General features: G+C 60.3%; 21 protein-coding genes. 7 read left to right on the forward strand and 14 right to left on the reverse strand.

The window, feature by feature from the left end:
* Nucleotides 1-190: 190 nt before the first annotated feature.
* The 8 genes from mnhG to FHX08_RS11820 form a co-directional block, all read right to left on the reverse strand.
* Nucleotides 191-529, reverse strand: coding sequence for a monovalent cation/H(+) antiporter subunit G (gene mnhG, locus FHX08_RS11785; protein ID WP_132652076.1), 339 nt, complete (start codon nucleotides 527-529; stop codon nucleotides 191-193).
* Nucleotides 526-846, reverse strand: a complete 321-nt coding sequence (locus FHX08_RS11790; RefSeq protein WP_132652077.1) for a cation:proton antiporter — start codon at nucleotides 844-846, stop codon at nucleotides 526-528. The genes mnhG and FHX08_RS11790 overlap by 4 nt, the downstream gene beginning before the upstream one ends.
* On the reverse strand, nucleotides 840-1,322 hold the full coding sequence (locus FHX08_RS11795; RefSeq protein ID WP_132652078.1) for a Na+/H+ antiporter subunit E: 483 nt from the start codon (nucleotides 1,320-1,322) through the stop codon (nucleotides 840-842). Before FHX08_RS11795 ends, FHX08_RS11790 begins: the two co-directional genes overlap by 7 nt.
* A complete protein-coding gene (locus tag FHX08_RS11800; RefSeq protein ID WP_132652079.1) occupies nucleotides 1,319-2,866 on the reverse strand; it encodes a Na+/H+ antiporter subunit D in 1,548 nt (515 codons plus the stop codon). Before FHX08_RS11800 ends, FHX08_RS11795 begins: the two co-directional genes overlap by 4 nt.
* Nucleotides 2,867-3,068: 202 nt before the next feature.
* Nucleotides 3,069-3,446, reverse strand: coding sequence for a Na+/H+ antiporter subunit C (locus FHX08_RS11805; protein WP_132652080.1), 378 nt, complete (start codon nucleotides 3,444-3,446; stop codon nucleotides 3,069-3,071).
* The gene (locus FHX08_RS11810) at nucleotides 3,446-3,865 is read right to left on the reverse strand and encodes a Na+/H+ antiporter subunit B (RefSeq protein ID WP_132652081.1); all 420 of its coding nucleotides are present in this window, start codon (nucleotides 3,863-3,865) and stop codon (nucleotides 3,446-3,448) included. Before FHX08_RS11810 ends, FHX08_RS11805 begins: the two co-directional genes overlap by 1 nt.
* A 256-nt stretch (nucleotides 3,866-4,121) precedes the next feature.
* On the reverse strand, nucleotides 4,122-6,485 hold the full coding sequence (locus FHX08_RS11815) for a putative monovalent cation/H+ antiporter subunit A (protein WP_184327201.1): 2,364 nt from the start codon (nucleotides 6,483-6,485) through the stop codon (nucleotides 4,122-4,124).
* Between the two features lie 351 nt (nucleotides 6,486-6,836).
* A complete protein-coding gene (locus FHX08_RS11820) occupies nucleotides 6,837-7,835 on the reverse strand; it encodes a LacI family DNA-binding transcriptional regulator (RefSeq protein WP_132653194.1) in 999 nt (332 codons plus the stop codon).
* Between the two features lie 206 nt (nucleotides 7,836-8,041).
* On the opposite strand from FHX08_RS11820, the gene FHX08_RS11825 reads away from it, so the two are divergent.
* The 5 genes from FHX08_RS11825 to FHX08_RS11845 all read left to right on the forward strand — a co-directional run bounded on the left by FHX08_RS11825 (nucleotide 8,042) and on the right by FHX08_RS11845 (nucleotide 13,500).
* Nucleotides 8,042-9,646 (forward strand): sugar ABC transporter ATP-binding protein, encoded by a 1,605-nt coding sequence (locus FHX08_RS11825; protein WP_184327202.1) that lies wholly within the window; start codon nucleotides 8,042-8,044, stop codon nucleotides 9,644-9,646.
* Entirely contained in the window at nucleotides 9,643-10,956 is a 1,314-nt protein-coding gene (locus FHX08_RS11830; RefSeq protein ID WP_132652084.1) for an ABC transporter permease, read from the forward strand. Before FHX08_RS11825 ends, FHX08_RS11830 begins: the two co-directional genes overlap by 4 nt.
* On the forward strand, nucleotides 10,943-11,908 hold the full coding sequence (locus FHX08_RS11835; RefSeq protein ID WP_132652085.1) for a substrate-binding domain-containing protein: 966 nt from the start codon (nucleotides 10,943-10,945) through the stop codon (nucleotides 11,906-11,908). The genes FHX08_RS11830 and FHX08_RS11835 overlap by 14 nt, the downstream gene beginning before the upstream one ends.
* Before the next feature lie 139 nt (nucleotides 11,909-12,047).
* Entirely contained in the window at nucleotides 12,048-12,461 is a 414-nt protein-coding gene (msrB, locus tag FHX08_RS11840; RefSeq protein WP_132652086.1) for a peptide-methionine (R)-S-oxide reductase MsrB, read from the forward strand.
* 388 nt (nucleotides 12,462-12,849) lie between these two features.
* Nucleotides 12,850-13,500: a pyridoxamine 5'-phosphate oxidase family protein gene (locus FHX08_RS11845; protein WP_132653195.1), complete on the forward strand. Its 651-nt coding sequence runs from the start codon at nucleotides 12,850-12,852 to the stop codon at nucleotides 13,498-13,500.
* 93 nt (nucleotides 13,501-13,593) lie between these two features.
* Here the strand turns inward: FHX08_RS11845 and FHX08_RS11850 are convergent, their stop codons facing one another.
* The gene (locus FHX08_RS11850; RefSeq protein ID WP_132652087.1) at nucleotides 13,594-14,664 is read right to left on the reverse strand and encodes an NAD(P)/FAD-dependent oxidoreductase; all 1,071 of its coding nucleotides are present in this window, start codon (nucleotides 14,662-14,664) and stop codon (nucleotides 13,594-13,596) included.
* Between the two features lie 75 nt (nucleotides 14,665-14,739).
* Between FHX08_RS11850 and FHX08_RS11855 the strand changes: the two genes are divergently transcribed.
* Both FHX08_RS11855 and FHX08_RS11860 read left to right on the forward strand, forming a co-directional pair.
* Nucleotides 14,740-15,279 (forward strand): GNAT family N-acetyltransferase, encoded by a 540-nt coding sequence (locus tag FHX08_RS11855; RefSeq protein WP_132652088.1) that lies wholly within the window; start codon nucleotides 14,740-14,742, stop codon nucleotides 15,277-15,279.
* A complete protein-coding gene (locus FHX08_RS11860; RefSeq protein ID WP_132652089.1) occupies nucleotides 15,276-16,022 on the forward strand; it encodes a trans-aconitate 2-methyltransferase in 747 nt (248 codons plus the stop codon). The genes FHX08_RS11855 and FHX08_RS11860 overlap by 4 nt, the downstream gene beginning before the upstream one ends.
* Before the next feature lie 51 nt (nucleotides 16,023-16,073).
* Here FHX08_RS11860 and FHX08_RS11865 read toward each other — a convergent pair whose 3' ends face one another.
* The 5 genes from FHX08_RS11865 to FHX08_RS11885 form a co-directional block, all read right to left on the reverse strand.
* Nucleotides 16,074-16,772 (reverse strand): pentapeptide repeat-containing protein, encoded by a 699-nt coding sequence (locus FHX08_RS11865; protein ID WP_132652090.1) that lies wholly within the window; start codon nucleotides 16,770-16,772, stop codon nucleotides 16,074-16,076.
* Nucleotides 16,773-16,938: 166 nt separating this feature from the next.
* The gene (locus FHX08_RS11870) at nucleotides 16,939-17,448 is read right to left on the reverse strand and encodes a GNAT family N-acetyltransferase (RefSeq protein WP_132652091.1); all 510 of its coding nucleotides are present in this window, start codon (nucleotides 17,446-17,448) and stop codon (nucleotides 16,939-16,941) included.
* A gap of 74 nt (nucleotides 17,449-17,522) precedes the next feature.
* A complete protein-coding gene (trhA, locus tag FHX08_RS11875; protein ID WP_132652092.1) occupies nucleotides 17,523-18,191 on the reverse strand; it encodes a PAQR family membrane homeostasis protein TrhA in 669 nt (222 codons plus the stop codon).
* Nucleotides 18,192-18,310: 119 nt separating this feature from the next.
* On the reverse strand, nucleotides 18,311-18,631 hold the full coding sequence (locus FHX08_RS11880) for a TraR/DksA family transcriptional regulator (protein ID WP_132652093.1): 321 nt from the start codon (nucleotides 18,629-18,631) through the stop codon (nucleotides 18,311-18,313).
* An 11-nt stretch (nucleotides 18,632-18,642) separates the two neighbouring features.
* The gene (locus tag FHX08_RS11885; protein ID WP_132652094.1) at nucleotides 18,643-19,053 is read right to left on the reverse strand and encodes a universal stress protein; all 411 of its coding nucleotides are present in this window, start codon (nucleotides 19,051-19,053) and stop codon (nucleotides 18,643-18,645) included.
* Nucleotides 19,054-19,101: the final 48 nt, after the last annotated feature.

A 19,101-nucleotide genomic window follows, 5' to 3' on the forward strand; every position in this document is an offset into this window, starting at 1 on the left:
ACGATTCTAATTCACAATCAGAACTCTACTTGGATTTTCAAATAGCATCGTTTTCCCAAAAGGCCAATTATTAATTGTGATTTTCCTAGAAAAAAAATCCATCACAAAGAATTGGTCAGCAGTTTGGAAAGCTTTACTCGCGATTCCAGTGCGTAAGTTTGCGTAAATTGCTTAAAATTCTGAATAGCCCTCATCCTCGGCGCATTCGCATATCGTCACGTATTGAGATAGGAGCTGGGAAATGACCAGTTTTATGCGAAGCTCTCGCAAGAAGGTGTGCAGAAACAGGCGCTGTTAGAATGAAAAACAAGAAACCGGCCAGTGCTCTGGCAAACACGGCAAGTTCGCCCGAGTAAAGTCCGGCGGCAAGCAACAAGAGGCCGGAACCGACGGTGCCGGCTTTGGAGGCGGCGTGCATGCGCGTGTAGAGATCCGGTAGACGCACGATGCCGATTGCTGCCGCCAGCGCGAAGAACGCGCCTGCCAGCAGCAGCACCGCCGTGATTACGGCAAGCATATAGTCCATCATTCGCTTCTCCCATGCGACTCGCGCTCAGCCTCTCTCAACGCTCTGCGCGAAAGCACAAAACGGGCGAAGGCGACGGTTGCCAGGAAACCGACGAGGCCGAGCGAAATGGCGATATCGATGTAAAGCGAGAAGCCGGTGCGCACGGCGACAACGGCGATGAAGCCGATCGCGATGCCCGTCAGCATGTCGAGCGCCAGAATGCGATCCGGCAGGCTGGGTCCGGTCACTACACGCCAGACGGTGAGGAAGAGCGCGACGCAGAGAATGCCAAGGGCCGTGACGGCGGCGACGGACACGATGGCGGCGGGTGTCATGATCCAAAGGCCTCCATGATGCGGCGCTCGAAGCCACCAGCGATATCGCGTCTGACCGCCTCCGGATCGGCGCAGTCCAGTGCATGGACATAGAGCGTGCGGCGATCCTCGGATACATCGACCGAGAGCGTTCCCGGCGTTAGCGTGATGAGATTGGCAAGGAGCGTAATCTGGAAATCGCTCCTCACCGTCAATGGGAAAGCGAGAATGCCCGGAGCAAGCTGCATGCGCGGCGAAAGCACCGTCAGCGCCACCCGCCAGGCCGAAAGCGCCAATTCCTTCAGGAAAAGACCGGCAAGCAGGAGGATGCGCAGCGGACGGATGCGGCGCGGCGCGGACCGGCCGGTAAAAGCCTCGCGCACGACGGCGAGCGACAGCAGCGACAGGGCCAGACCGAGCACGAAATTATGCGGCGAGGCGCTGCCTGTCACGGCAACCCATGCAACGGCGAGCGGCAGGCTCAGGAACAGGACGATCATCGCACGGCTCCTTCCGGAAAGACCGAGAAGATATAAGCGTAGGGATCAGCAAGCCCGTCGGCCGCTGATCGAGCAGCCTGCAGCAATTGTTCCGGCAAGATACCGAAGCCGGTGACGAGGATCGTCAATACGACAAGCGGCACGCCGACTGTCCAGCGCGTCCGCACCCGCGGCAGGGGCAGCACGGACGGACGCCAATAAGCAAACAGGAAAAGGCGACCGAACGCGATTGTAAGCAGGAAGCCGCCGAGCAGAATGGCGCCTGCCAGCCACCACGCACCGAGATCGAGCGAAGCCTTGACCAACAGCGCCTTCGGCCAGAAACCGGAAAAAGGCGGCAGGCCGCAGGCGGCGAAGAACAGCATGAGAGACATCGCAGCGAACCCGCCGTTCTGGCGATAGAGTCCCCCGAGTGCCGCAATCGAGAAGGAGCCGCCTCGCCTGCCCGCTTCGCCGGCCAGCAGATAGAGTGCCGTCATCAGCACGACCGAATGCAATGCATAGAAGACTGCGCCCCCGAGGCCATCGGCGGTGCCGAGGGCCGCGCCGACCAGCATATTGCCGATGCCCGAGATCACGACATAGCCGAGCATCCGGCGCAGGTCGGATTCGGCGAGCGCACCCAAAGCGCCGACGAGGATGGTCAGGGCACCGACGATGGCGATCAGCAGGCTGAGTTCATCCCGCTCGGTGGGCAGCAGCATGACGAGGACACGCAGCAGCGCATAGACGCCGACCTTGGTCAGCAGGCCGGCAAAGAGCGCTGACACGGCGATGCGAGGAGTATGATAGGAGGCCGGCAGCCAGAAATTCACCGGAAAGGCGGCGGCTTTCATGGCGAAGGCCAGCAGGAAGAGGCAGGCAAGCGTCATCAGCGGCGCCGTGCCACTGAGCCCCGCCGCCCGCTCGGCGATATCTGCCATGTTGAGCGTGCCGAAGCTCGCATAGAGGACGCCGACAGCGATGAGGAACAATGTCGTGGCGATGAGGTTCAGCACCGCATATTTCAGTGCGCCATCGATCTGCGCCCGTTCGGAGCCGAGGATCAGCAGGCCGAAGGAGGAAATGAGCAGCACCTCGAACCAGACATAAAGATTGAAGATATCGCCGGTCAGGAAGGCGCCGGTGACGCCGGCCATCAGCAGCATCAAAAGCGGGAAAAAACCGTATCGCCGGCCGCTTTCGGTCGTGTCCGACAGGGCGTAGATGCCAGCGGCAAGGGCGGCGACCGCTGCGGCGAGCGCCATCAGCGCGCTGAAAACATCCACGGTGAAAGCAATGCCGAAGGGCGGAAGCCAGCGGCCCATGACCATGGTAAGCGGGCCGTTTCGGGCGACCTGCCATAGGAGAGCGGCGTCGAGAAGCAGCAGGATGACGAGACTGGCGATGGCGATCCATGCCTGCAGCCGGGGAAGGCTGCGCAGCATGAGCAGGAGTGCCCCGAGGCAGATGCAGATTGCAACCGGCAGGATCGCCAGCCAGTGCGCCGGCGGGACTGGGGTGGTGACCATGGCTGCCGAGAGATCGGAAACGGGCGCGGCCATTAAGGAGCGACTCCCTTTGTGGTCGGCGGATAGGCACCCCCCTCTGCCCAGCCAATCTCCCCCACAGGTGGGGAGATTGGCTGGGCGCACCCGCCCGCCCAAACAACAGTTGTCAAACGGGACCTTGCCGCGAGTCGATCTCCCCCCTTGTGGGGGAGATGCCCGGCAGGGCAGAGGGGGGTAGGCATCCGCACAACCATCCTCAATACCCCATCGGTGGCATCGGCCGGTCTTCGGGCTCGGCATCGTGCATGTGAGTCGTATCGTCCGTACCGAGCTCCTGATAGGCGCGATAGGTCAACACCAGCAGGAAGGCGAGGAAGGAGAAGGAGATGACGATCGCAGTCAGGATCAGCGCCTGCGGCAGCGGGTTAGCAGCGCTTGCCGGCAGCGCATCGGCACCCGCGGGGACGATCGGCGGGACCTCGCGGGTCAGCCTTCCCGCCGTGAAGATCAGGAGGTTCACTGCATTGCCGAGGATGGCAATGCCGAGCATGATGCGGATCGAGAAACGCGACAGCATCAGATAGATGGCGGCCGAGAAGAACAGGCCGACGAGGATGGCGAAGAGCGGCTCCATCAGTCCACCTCCCTTTCTTCCAGCGCCAGCGCAATCGAGGCGACTGCTCCGAGCACGACGAAATAGACGCCGAGATCGAAGAGCGTGACGCTGGAGAGCGGCACTTCCACGCCGAGGACGTTGGGATAGACCCAGAGGCCGGTCATGAAGGGCACGGCAAACAAGATGGATATCAGACCAGCGAAGCAGGAGAGCAGCAGGCCGAAGCCGGCAATTGCCAGCGGATGAAAGCGGATCGCCCGGCGCACCGCCTCCACACCGAACGCAATGCCGTATATCGCGAGCGCAGAAGCGGCGATCAACCCGCCGATGAAACCGCCGCCCGGCTCGTTATGCCCTCGCAGCAGGATGAAGACGGAAAAGAGCAGCATCAGCGCGGTGATGAAGGGTGCAACCGTGCGGAAGATGAGGGTGTTCATGCGGCGCCTCCGCGAAGAGGCGCTACTGGATCAATCGAAAACCGATTGGAAGTATTCAAGTAACGGGTCGGGAGCAAACCTCCCTCCCTCATTCCTGTGCTTGTCACAGGAATCCAGCCACGGCGCGTCCGCGCCGTGAATGACTCGTCTTCTGAAAGGGAAAGGGTCTCCTGTGCCCAAGGACTTGGGCACGCTGGATTCCTGTGACAAGCACAGGAATGAGGGAGGTCAAGGATACGCGCCGAGCCAGCAAACATCATTCCGCGCCCTCCGTATCCGGATCGTTCGTCGCGAGCTTGCGTTCAGCATTGCCGCGGACGCGGATGAGCGCGAGGATCGCCAGCCCCGTCACGGCCACGACGGCGATTTCGCCGAGCGTATCCGTGCCGCGGAAATCGACGATGATGACATTCACGACGTTGGCGCCGTGGGCGATCAGCTTCGAATGGGCGTTAAAGAAATCGCTGAGCGTCGTGTTGAACGGTGCTTCCGTGGCGCGCATCAACAGCAGCGCGAAGCCGAGGCCGCAGGCGAGCGAAAGGGTAATATCGAAGAGGCGCCGAACTCCGTGGCGCCGATCCGTCGGCGACAGGCGCAGCCGGGTCATGACGAGGGCGAGGATGACAACTGCGAGCGTTTCGACCATGAACTGCGTGAAAGCGAGGTCCGGCGCGCCGAAAAGTAGAAAGATCAGTGCAACCGCAAAGCCCTGAATGCCGAGCGAGACGATCGCCATCAGCCGGTCGCGAGCGATCAGCACGGCAAGAAGGCCGGCTACCGCGATGAGCATGATGCCTGCCTCATGCGGGCGCAGCTCGGCGGGCCAGACAAAAGGCAGCGGCAGTTCGCCATGGACGATAAGCGGCACGAGCAGGATCGCGGCGACGCATACGAAGGTGGAGGCGACGTAGATATCCAGCCGCCCCGGCTGAACGACGCCGATGGCGCGATGGGCGAAACGGACCAACGCCGTGACGACATGGTCGAAGCCGCGATCCGGACTCCGGGCGGAACGCAGGAGAAAAGCCACGAGCGTGCGAGCGTGGTCGAGCTGCCAGTAGACGACGATACCGAGCACCACCGTCAGCAGCGACAGCGCAAGTGGCACGCCGACATGCGGCGCAAGTGTAACGGAGACGACGTTGGTGGCTTTGCCGGCAACGGCAGAGGCCATGGGCGAGGATAGCCCGCCATGCGTGAAACCTGAGAAGAGCGCCGCAAGCAGGCCTGCCAGAGCGAGGGTTGCCGGGCCTAACCACAGCAGCACCGGCGCCTCATGCGGATGTTTCGGCGTTTCCACCGGCCCGCCGATAAAGGGTCTCAGCCCCACGGCAAAGGCGATTGCAAACATCAGCGCATTGCTGAAAACCGCGATGGCCGTGACGAGGATGGAATAGGGATCGCCAACGGCCAGAGCGGTATAGATTTCCTCCTTGGCGAGGAAGCCGAAGAAGGGGGGCAGGCCGGCCATGGAAAAGGCGGCGGCTATGGCGATCGCGAAGGTCAATGGCATCGCCTTTCGCAGGCCACGAAGCCGCGTGATGTTGCGCGTGCCGGTCTCGTGATCGATGATGCCTGCGACCATGAAGAGCGCGCCCTTGAAGAGCGAATGCGCCACCAGATAAAGCACTGCTGCCTTGATAGCATAGTCAGAGCCGAAGCCGGTGAGCAGCACCAGCAGGCCGAGAGAGGAGACGGTCGTATAGGCGAGTTTCAGCTTCAGATCCGTTTGGCGGATGGCGAGCACCGAGCCGGTGAGCAGCGTCAGGCCACCAAAGATGGGAAGCAGGACTTCCCATGCCGGAGTCGCTCCCATGACCGGGTTCAGCCGCATCAAGAGGTAGACGCCGGCTTTCACCATCGTGGCGGAATGGAGGTAGGCGGAAACCGGCGTCGGCGCTTCCATGGCGTTCGGCAGCCAGAAATGAAACGGAAACTGCGCCGATTTGGTGAAGGCACCGCCAAGCACCAGCAGCAACGTCGTGAAATAGAGCGGGCTGCCTCTCACGACATCGCCTGACTGCATCAGTTCGGAGAATTGCGCAACGCCTGTCAGCCCCCAGAGGATAAGCAAGCCGGCGAGCAATATCAGTCCGCCTCCGCCCGTGACCACCAGCGCCTGAAGAGCGGCTCGCCGCGACGCCTCCCGCTCATGATCGAATCCGATCAGCAGGAAGGAGGTAATGGAAGTGAGCTCCCAGAAAATGAAGAACGTTAGGAAGCTGTCGGAGACGACGACGCCGAGCATCGCGCCCATGAAGAGAAAGATGAAGGAGAAGAACCGGCCCTGATCCGGATGCCCTTTCAGATATCCGCCGGCATAGAGCACGATCAGCGTGCCGATACCGGTAATGAGCAGCGCGAAGGCGAGCGACAGCCCGTCCAGGAACCAGGAAAACCGGACGCCGAGGCTCGGCACCCAGTCATAACCGCCCGTCACGATCCGGCCGCCGGCAATATCGGGCACGAGACTCAGGAAATGCAGGAAAGCCAGCAACGGAGCAACGGCGAGCAGCCATGCGCCGTTTGCACCGGCAACGCGGATGAGAACCGGCCCCGCGAGAGCACCGATCAGCGGCAGGCACAAGGCCAGAAATGTCAGGGCCGTGACATCGGCCATGTCCCCTCCCCGCGAATTCGGATGAAAGCCAGTAAAAACAGCCAGTTTTCATGACTTAGGCGACTCGGCTGATCGCCTCAAGCAATTTCAGCCACCTGTCGGAGGTGGATGCGGCTGTCTTCACAGGCTTGGTGTTCAAGAAAGGCGCGTAGCGAGCCGGGAAACGGAGCTGTACAGGACGAAGAAGACAAGCGGCAGGGGCCGGAAAAAAGGTAATTCATCGTCATGCGCCGATTGGGTAAAGCTTAAGTTGCGCAGCGAAACGGCACGGCCTGATTCAGCGGCCCGGTCAGACGCAGGCTTGTATCATCGTCCTGAAGGGAAAAGAACCGCAGACAGATTATTCTCAGATCAACCTAAACGAGGCCTACAGGATTCACGGATCATCAATCGGCCCTTTAGAACGATGTGCCGCGGCTCACGTCGCTTCTTGTCGGCAACCCGACTGAGAATGAGTTCTGCAGCCTGTTCTCCGATCGCTTGAACCGGCTGCGCGATGGTCGTGAGATTGGGCTGAAACACGTCGGCCCAGGGGAAATCATCGAAACCCGCCACCGAAATATCACCGGGGCAATCCAGACCGACGTCGCGGATGGCCTTCATGACACCGATGACCATCAGGTTGTTGGCGGCAAATATTGCCGACGGCCTGTCCGGCCGTGTCAGCAACTGCATCGTCGCGGTGTAGGCATCCTTTGCCCGGAAGTTGCCGAGCCTGACGAACTCATCGCCGTAGTCGATGCCGGCCTCCTGCAAGGCGGCGAGATAGCCGGCCAAGCGATCCCGGCCTGTCGATGTGGAGAGCGAACCGGAAATATAACCGATGTTCCTGTGTCCAAGGTCGATGATGTATTTCGTGGCCGACTTGACCGCATCCTCGTTATCCACGACGACCGCATCGGCGTCGAGATCATGACATAGGCGGTCAATGAGGACCACCGGAGTATTTGCGCCGCGCAAATGACGCCGCAGACCGTCATCGTCACCGGCCGCCGCGATGATCAACCCGTCAACCATGCGATCCAGCAGCAGCGATATCTGCTCTTCCTGCAAGGATGCGCTTTCATCGGTGCAGCAGAGCATCACGGCATAGCCGGCACGGTGAAGCACGTCCTGGATGACGGCGACCACGTCGGTGAAGAATGGATTAGTGATATCGGCAACAACCAGCCCGACCGTCGTCGTCGTGCCCATCTTCAGGCTTCGGGCAACGGCATTACGCTTGTAGCCGATCTCCTGGATCGCCTGCTCGATCCGCTCGCGCAACTTCTTGCTCACCGGCGCCGTTCCGTTGACTGCGGCGGAAACAGTTGCAACCGACACGCCAGCCGCCACGGCGACGTCCTGCATCGTCGGGACAGCCTTGCTTATCTTGCCTGAGATACGGTCCATGATTCGAAACGTTTCAAATATTTTTCTGAGCCGATGTTAGGAAATAACCTTCTATTTTGCAATCTTCTGCTGCTGCTGAAAGCGTGAAAGCTTGACAATAACGAAACGTTTAGATTAGCGTCAGATGATAAATGCGGACATGCTGGAGGGGAGGCCATGGTGTCATGCAAAGCGGACCTCGGGTCCCACAGGGACCTCATGTTTCTCAGGTAGACCCGCCACGTGGTCCTGGCGACCCCCTGCTGTCGGCACTGCATGTTTCAAAGAGGTTCGGCGGGATCGCCGCGCTGACGGACGTGGCATTCGACCTTCATGCCGGCGAGATCCACGCGCTGATGGGAGAAAATGGCGCGGGCAAATCAACCCTGATGAAGATTTTCTCGGGCGTGCATACCGAATATGAGGGTGAAATCCAGCTCGATGGCCGGCCTGTGAAATGCGCCAGCGTACGGGATGCCGAGGACGCCGGAGTGGCGATCATACACCAGGAACTGAATCTCGTTCCGGAGCTCAGTGTCGCCGAAAATATCTTCCTCGGTCGCGAGCCGCGTATCGCCGGCCTGTTCATCGATAAGCGCAAATGCGTGGTCGAGGCGCGCGCCCTGCTGAGGCGGCTCGGCATTGATCTTGCTCCTGAGGCGCGTGTCGGTTCGCTGCGGATCGGCGAGCAGCAACTGGTCGAGATTGCAAAGGCACTCTCCCTCTCCGCCCGCGTGCTCATCATGGACGAGCCCACTTCGGCGCTATCGCCTGGAGAATGCGTGCGGCTCTTTGCCATCATGCGCCAGTTGGTGCGGCACGGCGTCGGCATCGTCTACATCTCGCACCGAATCGACGAAGTCATGCAGCTCAGCGACCGCGTGACGGTGTTTCGCGATGGCCGGCATGTGTGGACCAGAGTGATGTCGGAGACCGACGAAGATCGGATCATCGCCGCCATGGTCGGACGCGATCTTGGGCATGGCGAAAGCCAACGCAGTTCGACCGCGAAGGAAGTACTGCTTTCCGTCCGGGATCTGTCGCTCGCCGTAACGGGCCGGCGCGGTAGGCGCAACGTGCTGAAGGAGGTCGGTTTCGACCTTGCGGCAGGCGAAATTCTCGGCATAGGTGGGCTGCTCGGCGCCGGCCGGACGGAAATTCTGCAAGCCATTTATGGCGCGGCTGCCGGCCAGGTTGGCGGCAATATCTTCATCGACGGCAAGCCTGTGCGTCTCCGCTCTCCCGTCGAAGCGCGCCGCCGCGGTATCTCGCTGCTCACCGAAGATCGCAAGTCACAAGGACTGCATCTGCGTGACACGATCACCGACAACATCGCCCTGCCCGTGGTCAATCGGCTAGCACGTTTCGGCATTCGCAAATTTGGTTCGGAAGAGAAGCTGGCGACTGATGCGGTCAAGTCACTTGGTATTCGGGCCGCTGGCATCGATCAAGCCGCCGGTACGCTCTCCGGCGGCAACCAGCAGAAGGTGGTGATTGCAAAGTGCCTTGCGGCGAATCCGAGAATCCTGCTTCTCGACGAGCCGACTCGCGGAATCGACGTCGGGGCGAAGCGGGAAATCTACGAGCTGATCTTCAAACTCGCCGCCGATGGTATCGCGATCATCGTCGTTAGCTCTGAGATGCCGGAACTTCTGTATCTGGCCGACCGCATCCTGGTTATGTCGGAGGGACGGCAGACCGGCATCCTGGATCGCGCCACCGCGACGGAAGAACGCATCATGCAGCTTGCCGCTCCGCGGTCGGCACAGCGCGAAAAGGCAGTGCAATGAATCTCATTCTCAGGACCAAGCTCTATTGGGGACTGATCTCGATTTTCCTGATCGGGGTGCTCGCGTCGCCGACGACATCGTCCGGCAAGAACATCTTCCTGTCGGCCGGCAACCTTCTCGACGTGCTGCGTCAGGTTTCGACGACCGGACTAATTGCAACCGGCATGACCGCCGTCATCCTGACGGGCGGCATCGACCTGTCGGTCGGCTCGATGATGGCGATCTGCAGCGTGGTTTGCGCCATGCTGCTTACCGTTCCGGGCGACACATCAGCGGTGTGGATCGGCATACCCTCCGTCTGTCTCGCCGCACTGGTGATCGGCGCGGCCGGTACGCGCTTTCTGTTTCTCAATATCGAAAAATCACGGGGCGCCGGAGCCCGGGACACAGCGCTCGACAGGGTGAGGGGCATCGGCATTCCGGCCGTAGTCGGCCTTCTGCTCTGCGCCTTGCTGCTCTTCTATCTTCTGCCGCAGATCGACCGCAAGTTCGGCGTGATCGGCGTCCTGCTGATCACGCCCGCGGTCGGCCTGCTATTCGGGACGATCAATGGCGTTGTCATCGTCGCCGGCCGGCTGCAGCCTTTCATCGTTACGCTGGCGATGATGGTCACCGCGCTCGGGATCGCGCGGCTGACGGCGGGGCAGAACAATGCCGTTTTGCCGGTATATACCGGATCGAACGCAACGGAGGACTTCGAGAACCTCCGTTCGCTGGTCTTCGGCATCGTGCCGACGCCTGGCATCTTCTTCCTGGCAGCGATCATTCTTTATGCCGCCGTGCTCAGGTTGACGCCGTTTGGTCGCTATATTTATGCCATTGGCGGTAACGAGGAGGCCGCGCGCCTTTCGGGCATCGACAGCGGCAATATCAAGATTGTCGCCTATGCGCTTTCCGGCCTGCTAGCCGGCATCGCCGCCGTGCTTTACGTCGCGCAGTACCGCCAGGGCAAACCCGATGCCGGCGCCGGCCTTGAACTCGATGCCATAGCGGCAGTGGTGATCGGCGGCACCAGCCTGATGGGCGGCCGTGGCGGACTAGCCGGCACCTTCTGCGGCGTCCTCATTTTCGGCCTGCTCTCCAATATCCTGCAATTGCACAACATCGATTCCAATCTCCAGCTGGTGCTGAAGGGATTGATCATCGTCGGTACCGTGCTTGTCCAGGAGCGCAACGCCAGTGACATTCTCTCGCGTTTCCAGCTCATGATGCCGAAGACGGTGAGAAATCCAACGTCCGCGGAGGAGCGGTCGTCAAAAGAGATCCTGTCTCTTAACAACCTCGGAGGAAACGAAAATGAAACGTCGTGATTTGCTAAAGCTTGCTGTCGCAACAACCGCACTCGCCACCACGGCCCTGATCACGGTCAATTCGGCCGCGGCTGCCGACAAGAAATGGCGCATCGGCTTCTCGCAGGCGACAACGATCGAGCCCTGGCGTGCGCAATTCAACAAGGACATTATCGCCGAGGCCGCTAAACATCCCGAAGTCGAATTGATCATCACCGATGGTGAGGACAAAACTGAGAAACAGGTAGCGGACGTTGAAAACCTGATCCGCCAGGAAGTCAACGCACTGCTGGTATCGCCGAAAGAATCGGCTGGCCTTACCGGCGCGGTGCAGGAAGCCATCGATGCAAAAATTCCGGTCTTCGTACTCGACCGCAACGTCGACACCGATAAATATGTGCAGTTCGTCGGCGGCGACAACAAGCTGATCGGCGAGGCGGCCGGCCAGTATGCCGTTGAGCTTCTGGGTGGCAAAGGAAAAGCCAAAGGAACCGTCGTCGAAATCTGGGGTGGCATGGGGACGCAGCCGGCCCATGACCGGCACGACGGCTTTCATGAATTCACGGACAAGGAGCCGGGGATAAAATATCTGCTGGATCAGCAGTCGGGCGACTGGAAGCAGGATCAGGCCTACAACATCATGGCGACTGCGCTGCGCAACAACGAGCACATCGATCTGGTCTACGGCCACAATGATCCGATGGCTTACGGCGCCTATCTCGCAGCCAAAGATGCCGGCCGCGACAAAGAGATGAAATTCATCGGCATTGACGGCCTGCCGAACGAAGGTGTGCAGCTCGTCAACAAGGGAGAGCTGACGGCAACCTTCGTCTACGCAACGCCCGGCGCGGAGGGGCTGCGTCAGGCCATCAAGTATCTGAATGGCGAGAAGGTCGAGAAGACCGTCGTCCTGCCCACCATGAAGATTACCAAGGAAAACGCGCCTGACATCCTCAAAGCCAATGGACTGTAAGCAGGCTGAGACGACGATGCTCCCGGCACCTGTGTCGGGAGCATCGACCCGTTCCCCTTCGTCCCAGACTTGATCAATCGTGCCCAACGCACCACATTTGCGCACGAAAAGAGATTGCCCCCGGCGAAAGGAGCACTCCATGGCCGAAACGACCGCCACCCCAAAAGTTCACAGGACCGATGCCGAATGGAAGGAACTGCTGACTCCCGAGCAGTACCGCATCACCCGCCAGCATGGCACCGAACGCGCCTTTACCGGCCCCTATTGGGATTCTTTCGAGACCGGTCTCTACCGCTGCGTCGGCTGCAATGCCCCGCTCTTCCGCTCCGACACGAAATTCGATGCCGGATGCGGCTGGCCGAGCTATTTCGAGCCGGTTTCGCCTGATGCCGTGACCGAGCACCGCGATACCACCTATGGCATGGTGCGCACGGAAATCCGCTGCGGCACGTGCGAGGCCCATCTCGGCCACGTCTTTCCCGACGGGCCGCCGCCGACCGGCCTGCGCTATTGCATCAACGGGCATTCGATGGTTTTCGAGCCCGGCAAGTAAGGGAAAGCAGCCCTCCAACGCGCCCGCGGCTGCCGCAAGCAATTCGTGAAGCTATCCTGCGGGTACGTCTTCCGCGAACGCCGGTGTTCGCGGTGTCAAAAAGATTCAATGCAAGACCGTCGCTTCAATTGGAATCTGCGACGAGCACAGCCGCCGCTTTTCGGGGTTGATCCTCATTTACGGGCTGAGCCGCATTCGACAATTTCCAGACTAGTCGAACTTGGTCTTCTTGATCGCATCGAAGTTTTACGGTATCGATATTTATGAGGTACGTACCTCATAAAGCCATTCGCGCGGCTCCGGCTCATCGAGTGGTGCTAGAATTTTCTGACGCTGAGAATGAAAACGGAACGCCGGGCAAGGCTGATCAAACCGTCGAGAGCATATGATGAATGAGTTCAAGCTTAATCCAGAATTTGCCATAGGAGATGAACAATCTCTTCGAAGTCTCTTCGACGCCACTCACGCCCTGGCAATACTGAAGTGCCAGGATACTCTTGGCGAGCATGCGCGGGAGTTTATCAGGCGTTCGCCGTTCTTGTGCATCGGCACACAAAATCCCGATGGAAAAGCAGATGTCAGTCCTCGCGGCGATCCTGTCGGTTTCGTTAAAATTCTGGATGAGCGCACACTGGCCATACCAGATCGACCGGGCAATAACCGCCTGGACACTCTGGTCAACATCATCGCCAACCCGAGCGTTGGACTGCTATTCATCATTCCTGGGTTTGACGACACATTGCGCGTGAATGGGCAGGCCACTCTGGTAAATGATCCTGAACTGCTGAAGAGCATGAGTGTCAATGATCGCGCGCCCAAACTCGCGATCGTGGTTAAAGTGAATGAAGTTTTCATGCATTGCGCCAAGGCCTTTCGGCGCTCTCATTTATGGAGCCCGGAACATTTCCAAGATCGCACCGAGATGCCCTCTCTCATGAAGATCATTCTGGACGAAACAACGGGCGCGCCCAGCAATAAGGACGAGATGCGCCAAATGGACGACGAGCTGGAAAAAGATTACCAGAAGACACTTTATTAGCCGTTTGATACGCGCAGATAGTCTGCGGCGGAAACATCAAATTTCGCCACAGATGGTGCTCCAGTTAAGAGCAGGCCCTACCGGATTCGCTTCTTACATCAGGCCAGCGGGCGGGATGAGCGGCGAGCGCCTGCCTTCCAGCACATGCTCCGCGGCAAGCCGGCCGAGCAGCGGCGCGAGGATAACGCCGGGATGGCCGACCGCAGCATAGGCACCCTCAACGCCGGGCAGGAAACCCAGCCGCGGCATTCCATCGGAGAAGAAGGGCCGGTAACCGGCGACGGCCTCGACTAGTGACACGCGCTCGGGCAAGCGCAGGCGCTCATGCATGATCTTCAATATCCGCCGGCCTACACTTTCCGGCGCGTTTTCCTCGCGATCATCGATATAGCCCTTGGCGACGTTCAGCCTGTTGTCCGCGGATTGGCGGATTTCCAGGCCGGGGCCTCGGAGGATGCGGCTTAGCACGGGTTCGGTGCAGCTGTAGCGCAGGATGATCGACGGTGAGGCTTCGACACCGGTGCGGAAGCCGAGGTTTTCTGCCAGCCGGTCAACGGCAGTTCCGGCGGTCAGGATCACGAGATCGGCTTCGATCACGCCGCCATCGTCGAAGCGCACACCGGTTACTATGTTGCCTGAAAGGGTAAGGCTTCCGACCTTGCGGCCGAAGGTGGCGGTTATGCCGGCGGCATCGATCAGATCCCGCGCCAGCCTTGCAGGATCGAGCGCGAGATCGAGGGGCGAAAAGATGGCGCAGGCGGGAGGCTTGAGCAAATTGGGCTCCCATGCGGCGATCGTCGCGGCATCGACCAGTTCGACATCCGTCCCCGCAGTGCGATGGGCCGCGGCGAAGGCCTCGGTTTCAGCGGGGCTTGCAAGCCAGAAGAGCGAACCGGCGCGCGCGGCCACGAAGACACCAGGCAGATCTGCCTGCAGGCGGGCATATTCGACGAGCGCCTCCTGCACGAGGCCGTAATTTATGGCTCCCGGCGCAATATTGATGATATTCACCCAGCCGAAGGCGCTTGACGTCACGCCGCTGCCTGCGGCCACGCCCTCCTCCACCATATGGACCTCGGTTCCGCGCCGAGCAAAATGGAAGGCGAGCGAGGCTCCGACAATGCCGGCGCCGACAATGATGACGCGTATCTTCGCAGGTGCCATGGCGGGAGTCCTCCTGTAGAACCGAACCGGGAACCGGCGCGGCTTAGGCGTGCTCCATGACAGAGGGATGAAACGATGACGGCCATGCGGGAAATCCTGCGCAGCGACCGGCTGGTGTTGCGCGAAATCACCGTTGCGGACCTACCGGCGCTCGAGCGCATCTTCGGCGACCCGCTGTGCATGCGCCATTACCCTTCCGTGAAGGATGGCGCGGCAACGCGGGATTTCTTCGAAAGGCTTGCCTTCGGAAGCTACGAGAAAAATGGCTTCGGCCTCTGGGCGATGATCGATCGTCGGAGCGGCGATCTGCTCGGCGACTGCGGGATCACGCTGCAGGAAACGTCGAGTAGGACAGAGCCGGAGATCGGCTACCATCTCTGGCGAGATCATTGGGGCAAGGGCTATGCCACCGAGGCTGCAACTGCCTGTCGCGACCATGCCTTCTCGGTGATGGGATTGTCGCGCATCGTCAGTATCGTCAGCCTGGAAAATCTCCCCTCGCAGAAGGTCGCCGAGCGGGTACATCAGAGGAGAGAGATATTCAGCAAGCAGAATGCGGCCGGCGAGACGGTCGAGCGCTATCTCTACATCAGCGAAAAAACATCAGGCACATGAGCACGGTTTCCGACGATCCCCTCTACCGCGACCCTTCCCTTGCGCAATTTTACGACGCGGCCAATCGCTGGGGTCCGGATTTCGATTTCTGCGTGAAGCTTGCGGAAGGTGCGCAGTCTGCACTCGACCTTGGCTGCGGCACCGGCGAGCTGACGGCTGCCCTTGCTGCGACGCGTATCGTCACCGGCGTCGATCCGGCTGCGGCAATGCTCGATATCGGCAGATCGCGGCCGGGTGGCGACCGGGTGGAATGGGTCGAGGGCGACGCCCGCATCGTTCGCCTCGGCAGGAAATACGATCTCGTCGTGCTGACGGGGCACGCCTTTCAGGTTTTCCTGACGGAAGAAGACCAGCGCTCAGCACTCGCCACGATCGCAGCCCATCTCAGCCCTGCCGGCCGCTTCGTGTTCGATACACGCAATCCCGGTTTTCGAGGAGAGCGTGATGTGCGCCACAGCAGCGTGCGTCAGCTCGAACATGCGCAGCTTGGAACGGTCGAGGCCTCGGACGAGTCGCATTACGACGAGGCGACCGGCATTCTTTCCTATGAGAACGTCTATCGTGTTCGTGCGACGGGTGAGCGTTTCGCCGGCCGCTCGAAAATCCTCTATACCCCACGCGACAAGCTCTCGGGCATGATGCGCGATGCCGGGCTAACCGTCGATGTATGGTATGGCGACTGGGAGGGCAGCCCATTCCACGTGCGCTCGCGCGAGATTATCCCGGTTGGTCGACTTGCCTGAGCCTGGGTCTTTTACGCAATTCCAAACGCAAAACCGGTTTGCTGAAATTGCTTAGTCCTGCTCCTGCGGGCAGGGCCAGTTCGAAGGGACGGAAAGCCCCGGAGGCAGCTTGGTGGAGGAATCGCCGCAGGCGAGATCGATCTGCGCCTGCTGCAGACCAGTGGCGGCGGACAAATCCAGCCCCTCGATGCGGGTCAGAAACATGAAGGCGCGGTCGAAACTGATCGGGCCATCATAACTTGCACCGGTCAGATCGGCGCGGGAGAGATTGGCGAGCGCGAAGCTGACGCCGGTCAGCACCGCCTTGTCGAAATTGGCACGGCCGAGCTCAGCCTTCTCGAAATTCGCCTTGGTCAGCTGCGCGCCTGTGAAATCCGCCCGCTGCAGCTCTGCACCGGCAAAGTTTGCACCATCGGCGACAGCGCCGGCAAAAGTCGATCGATAGGCTTCGATTTTTGCGAAGTTGGCGCCTTGGACGGTGGCGCCTCCTAGCGAGGCCCGCACGAAGGTCGCCTTTTCCGCATTCGCGGAGTTGAGGTTCGCACCGCCGAGATCGGTCAAAGAAAAATCCGTGCCGACGAGATTGGCGCCCTGGAGGTCGCTGCCCTGAAGCATCAGGTTCTTCTTGGTGCATTCCTGCCAGTCCAGCTTCGGCGAAGCCGTACTGCCGCAACTGGCGGCCATTGCGGGCAGCGAATAGGCCGCTATAGCCAGGAAAGCCGAAAGACCGAGCACCGGGCGTCCAAACATCAACCTCTCCTCTACGAGTCGTGCCATCAGAGATTTTCTACAAGGCGCAGACTACGATAAAAATATGGTTAGTGCCCCGCCGGCAATCAATCTGGACATGGGCAATCTGGACATGGGCAATCTGGCTTTGGGCAATTCGGTTACGGGCAATCCGGAGACGACCCTGTCAGGCTTTCGGTACGCGCAGTTCCATGCAGGTCAGGTCCAGCCAGCGGCCGAACTTGATGCCGACCTCGGAAAATGTGCCGGCGACGCGGAAGCCGAGCTTTTCGTGGAGCTTGATGGAGGCCGTGTTTTCAGCCTCAATGCCGGCGATCATGACGTGGACATTGCCGGCACTCGCGTGCTCGATCAATGCGCGCATCAGCTTTTCGCCGATGCCCGCACCGCGGCAATCCTTATCGACATAAACGGAATGCTCGACCGTGTGTCGGTAGCCGTCGAAAGCGCGCCAGTCGCCATAGGAGGCGTAGCCGGCGACTTTGCCGTTCATTTCGGCGACGATGACCGGAAAGCCCCTGCCCTTGCGGGCCTTGAACCATTCCAGCCGGTTGTCGAGGTCGACGAGCGTTTCATTCCAGATCGCCGTCGTATGCTCGACCGCGTGGTTGTAGATGTCTCTGATGGCAGGAAGATCGGCTTCGGCGGCGTCCCGGATGAGAACGGTATCGGTCATGTGGCAGGCCCGGTTCGGAATGGTCTTGCTTTTCGCGGCATACGCCGGGCGCGGTCCGATGTAAACGCCAGATATCAGAAGGTTGGGACTGGGAGGCTGAAGCAGGTGAGCACGGCCGAATAATGTACGGCGGCGGCGGCCACCACGAAGCCGTGCCAGATGGCATTCTGAAAACGCAACCTCTCCCAGACGTGAAAGATGACGCCCAGCGAATAGATGATACCGCCGATGACGATCAGCAGCATGGAGGCATAGGGGATGCGCGAGGCAACGGGTTCGGCCACGAGTATGCCGCTCCAGCCCATGGCGAGGTAGAGCAGGATCGCCAGCCGGTCGTATTTCCCCGGAAAGACGCATTTGACGAAGATGCCGAAGGCGGCGATCAGCCAGATGAGGATCAGCATGCCCCACAAAAGCGGATCGTCGGCGCCACGTTGCAGGAATGGCGTGTAGGTGGCGGCGATCAGGATGAATATCGCCGAATGGTCGAACCGGCGCAGATACCATTTGGTGCGCGACACCGGCCAGATATTATAGGAAAAGGAAATGCCGAGCGTCAGCACCAATCCTACGCCGTAGACCCAGGCGGCAACCACCGCGCCGGCGGGGCTCCAGAGAGTGGCGTAGAAGATCAACACGGTCGCGCCGATCAGCGCAAAGAACAGACCGACGCCATGGACGATGCCGTCTGCGATCAGCTCATATCTGTCGTAAGCCCAGCGAATGCCGTTGAACTCGCCCATGCTCGCACCCTTGCTCAGCACAAGGGAATGGTCGCATTGAATTCGCAAAGGCGCAACCGGACGTCTGGTAGCGTCAGGTTAAATCTTTGTGACGGGCCATGCTCATTTTTGATGGCGCTCTACCTGTCCGCCGCGCAATCCTCACAGAGCGGCGTCTGCGGCAGCACTGCGAGGCGCGCCTCGGATATTTCGGCGCCGCAGCGGGCGCAGATGCCGTAGGTGCCCTTAGCGATGCGTTCGAGGGCGGCGTCGATGGCGCGAAGCTCGTCCTCGCCAGCCTGGCCGAGGCCTTCCAGCACTTCGTCATTCTCGTTTTCGATGGCTCGGTCTTCGTCATCGGCCGCCTTGGTGCGGCTGAGGTCCGTATCAATCTGGCGCAGGCGCGCTGTCAGTTCATGCCAGCGGTCGCGCAGAATCTTTTCCTGAAGTTTCGTATCCATGGCTTCACGTCCTACCGATCCACCAGCACCGAGCACTTTGCGTGGCGCACCACGCGGTCGGCGGTGGCGCCGATAAAGTAATTGTAGATATCGGGAATGTGCGAGGCGACCATGATGAGGTCTGCGCCGTGGTCTTCCGCCGCGGCAAGGATGCCGTTGGCGGGTGGGCCGTTGCGGACTTCGACAGTGGCCGAAATGCCGGTTTTGGCGACGAGCGCGCCCAGCCGGTCGCGCCCTTCCTTCATGGCATCCTCGACGATGTTTCCCGGAAGCTCGATGGCGACATAGGTCGGAACATCCTCGACGACGTTAAGCAGGATGATCTCGCCGCCGTCATCGAGCAGCCTTGCCGCCTTACGGAAAATCTTCTCGCCTTTATCGATGCTGCCGATTTCTATGGGAACAATGATCTTCTTGTACATCTGGCCCTCCTGGAGGTGTTGCTCTTCGTCAACTTCGTCTCTGGATAG

The organism is Rhizobium sp. BK529 (assembly GCF_014194105.1).
Lineage (GTDB): Bacteria > Pseudomonadota > Alphaproteobacteria > Rhizobiales > Rhizobiaceae > Rhizobium.

Excerpts from the sequence above, each read along its gene's own strand:
- FHX08_RS11830 (WP_132652084.1), top strand. The coding sequence starts at position 9,643 with ATGAATCTCATTCTCAGGACCAAGCTCTATTGGGGACTGATCTCGATT.
- FHX08_RS11845 (WP_132653195.1), top strand. The coding sequence starts at position 12,850 with ATGAATGAGTTCAAGCTTAATCCAGAATTTGCCATAGGAGATGAACAA.
- FHX08_RS11870 (WP_132652091.1), bottom strand. The coding sequence starts at position 17,448 with ATGACCGATACCGTTCTCATCCGGGACGCCGCCGAAGCCGATCTTCCT.
- FHX08_RS11855 (WP_132652088.1), top strand. The coding sequence starts at position 14,740 with ATGACGGCCATGCGGGAAATCCTGCGCAGCGACCGGCTGGTGTTGCGC.
- msrB (WP_132652086.1), top strand. The coding sequence starts at position 12,048 with ATGGCCGAAACGACCGCCACCCCAAAAGTTCACAGGACCGATGCCGAA.
- FHX08_RS11850 (WP_132652087.1), bottom strand. The coding sequence starts at position 14,664 with ATGGCACCTGCGAAGATACGCGTCATCATTGTCGGCGCCGGCATTGTC.
- FHX08_RS11800 (WP_132652079.1), bottom strand. The coding sequence starts at position 2,866 with ATGGCCGCGCCCGTTTCCGATCTCTCGGCAGCCATGGTCACCACCCCA.
- FHX08_RS11835 (WP_132652085.1), top strand. The coding sequence starts at position 10,943 with ATGAAACGTCGTGATTTGCTAAAGCTTGCTGTCGCAACAACCGCACTC.
- FHX08_RS11885 (WP_132652094.1), bottom strand. The coding sequence starts at position 19,053 with ATGTACAAGAAGATCATTGTTCCCATAGAAATCGGCAGCATCGATAAA.
- FHX08_RS11795 (WP_132652078.1), bottom strand. The coding sequence starts at position 1,322 with ATGATCGTCCTGTTCCTGAGCCTGCCGCTCGCCGTTGCATGGGTTGCC.
- mnhG (WP_132652076.1), bottom strand. The coding sequence starts at position 529 with ATGATGGACTATATGCTTGCCGTAATCACGGCGGTGCTGCTGCTGGCA.
- FHX08_RS11815 (WP_184327201.1), bottom strand. The coding sequence starts at position 6,485 with ATGGCCGATGTCACGGCCCTGACATTTCTGGCCTTGTGCCTGCCGCTG.
- FHX08_RS11860 (WP_132652089.1), top strand. The coding sequence starts at position 15,276 with ATGAGCACGGTTTCCGACGATCCCCTCTACCGCGACCCTTCCCTTGCG.
- trhA (WP_132652092.1), bottom strand. The coding sequence starts at position 18,191 with ATGGGCGAGTTCAACGGCATTCGCTGGGCTTACGACAGATATGAGCTG.
- FHX08_RS11810 (WP_132652081.1), bottom strand. The coding sequence starts at position 3,865 with ATGAACACCCTCATCTTCCGCACGGTTGCACCCTTCATCACCGCGCTG.
- FHX08_RS11825 (WP_184327202.1), top strand. The coding sequence starts at position 8,042 with ATGCAAAGCGGACCTCGGGTCCCACAGGGACCTCATGTTTCTCAGGTA.
- FHX08_RS11880 (WP_132652093.1), bottom strand. The coding sequence starts at position 18,631 with ATGGATACGAAACTTCAGGAAAAGATTCTGCGCGACCGCTGGCATGAA.
- FHX08_RS11820 (WP_132653194.1), bottom strand. The coding sequence starts at position 7,835 with ATGCAGGACGTCGCCGTGGCGGCTGGCGTGTCGGTTGCAACTGTTTCC.
- FHX08_RS11805 (WP_132652080.1), bottom strand. The coding sequence starts at position 3,446 with ATGGAGCCGCTCTTCGCCATCCTCGTCGGCCTGTTCTTCTCGGCCGCC.
- FHX08_RS11865 (WP_132652090.1), bottom strand. The coding sequence starts at position 16,772 with ATGTTTGGACGCCCGGTGCTCGGTCTTTCGGCTTTCCTGGCTATAGCG.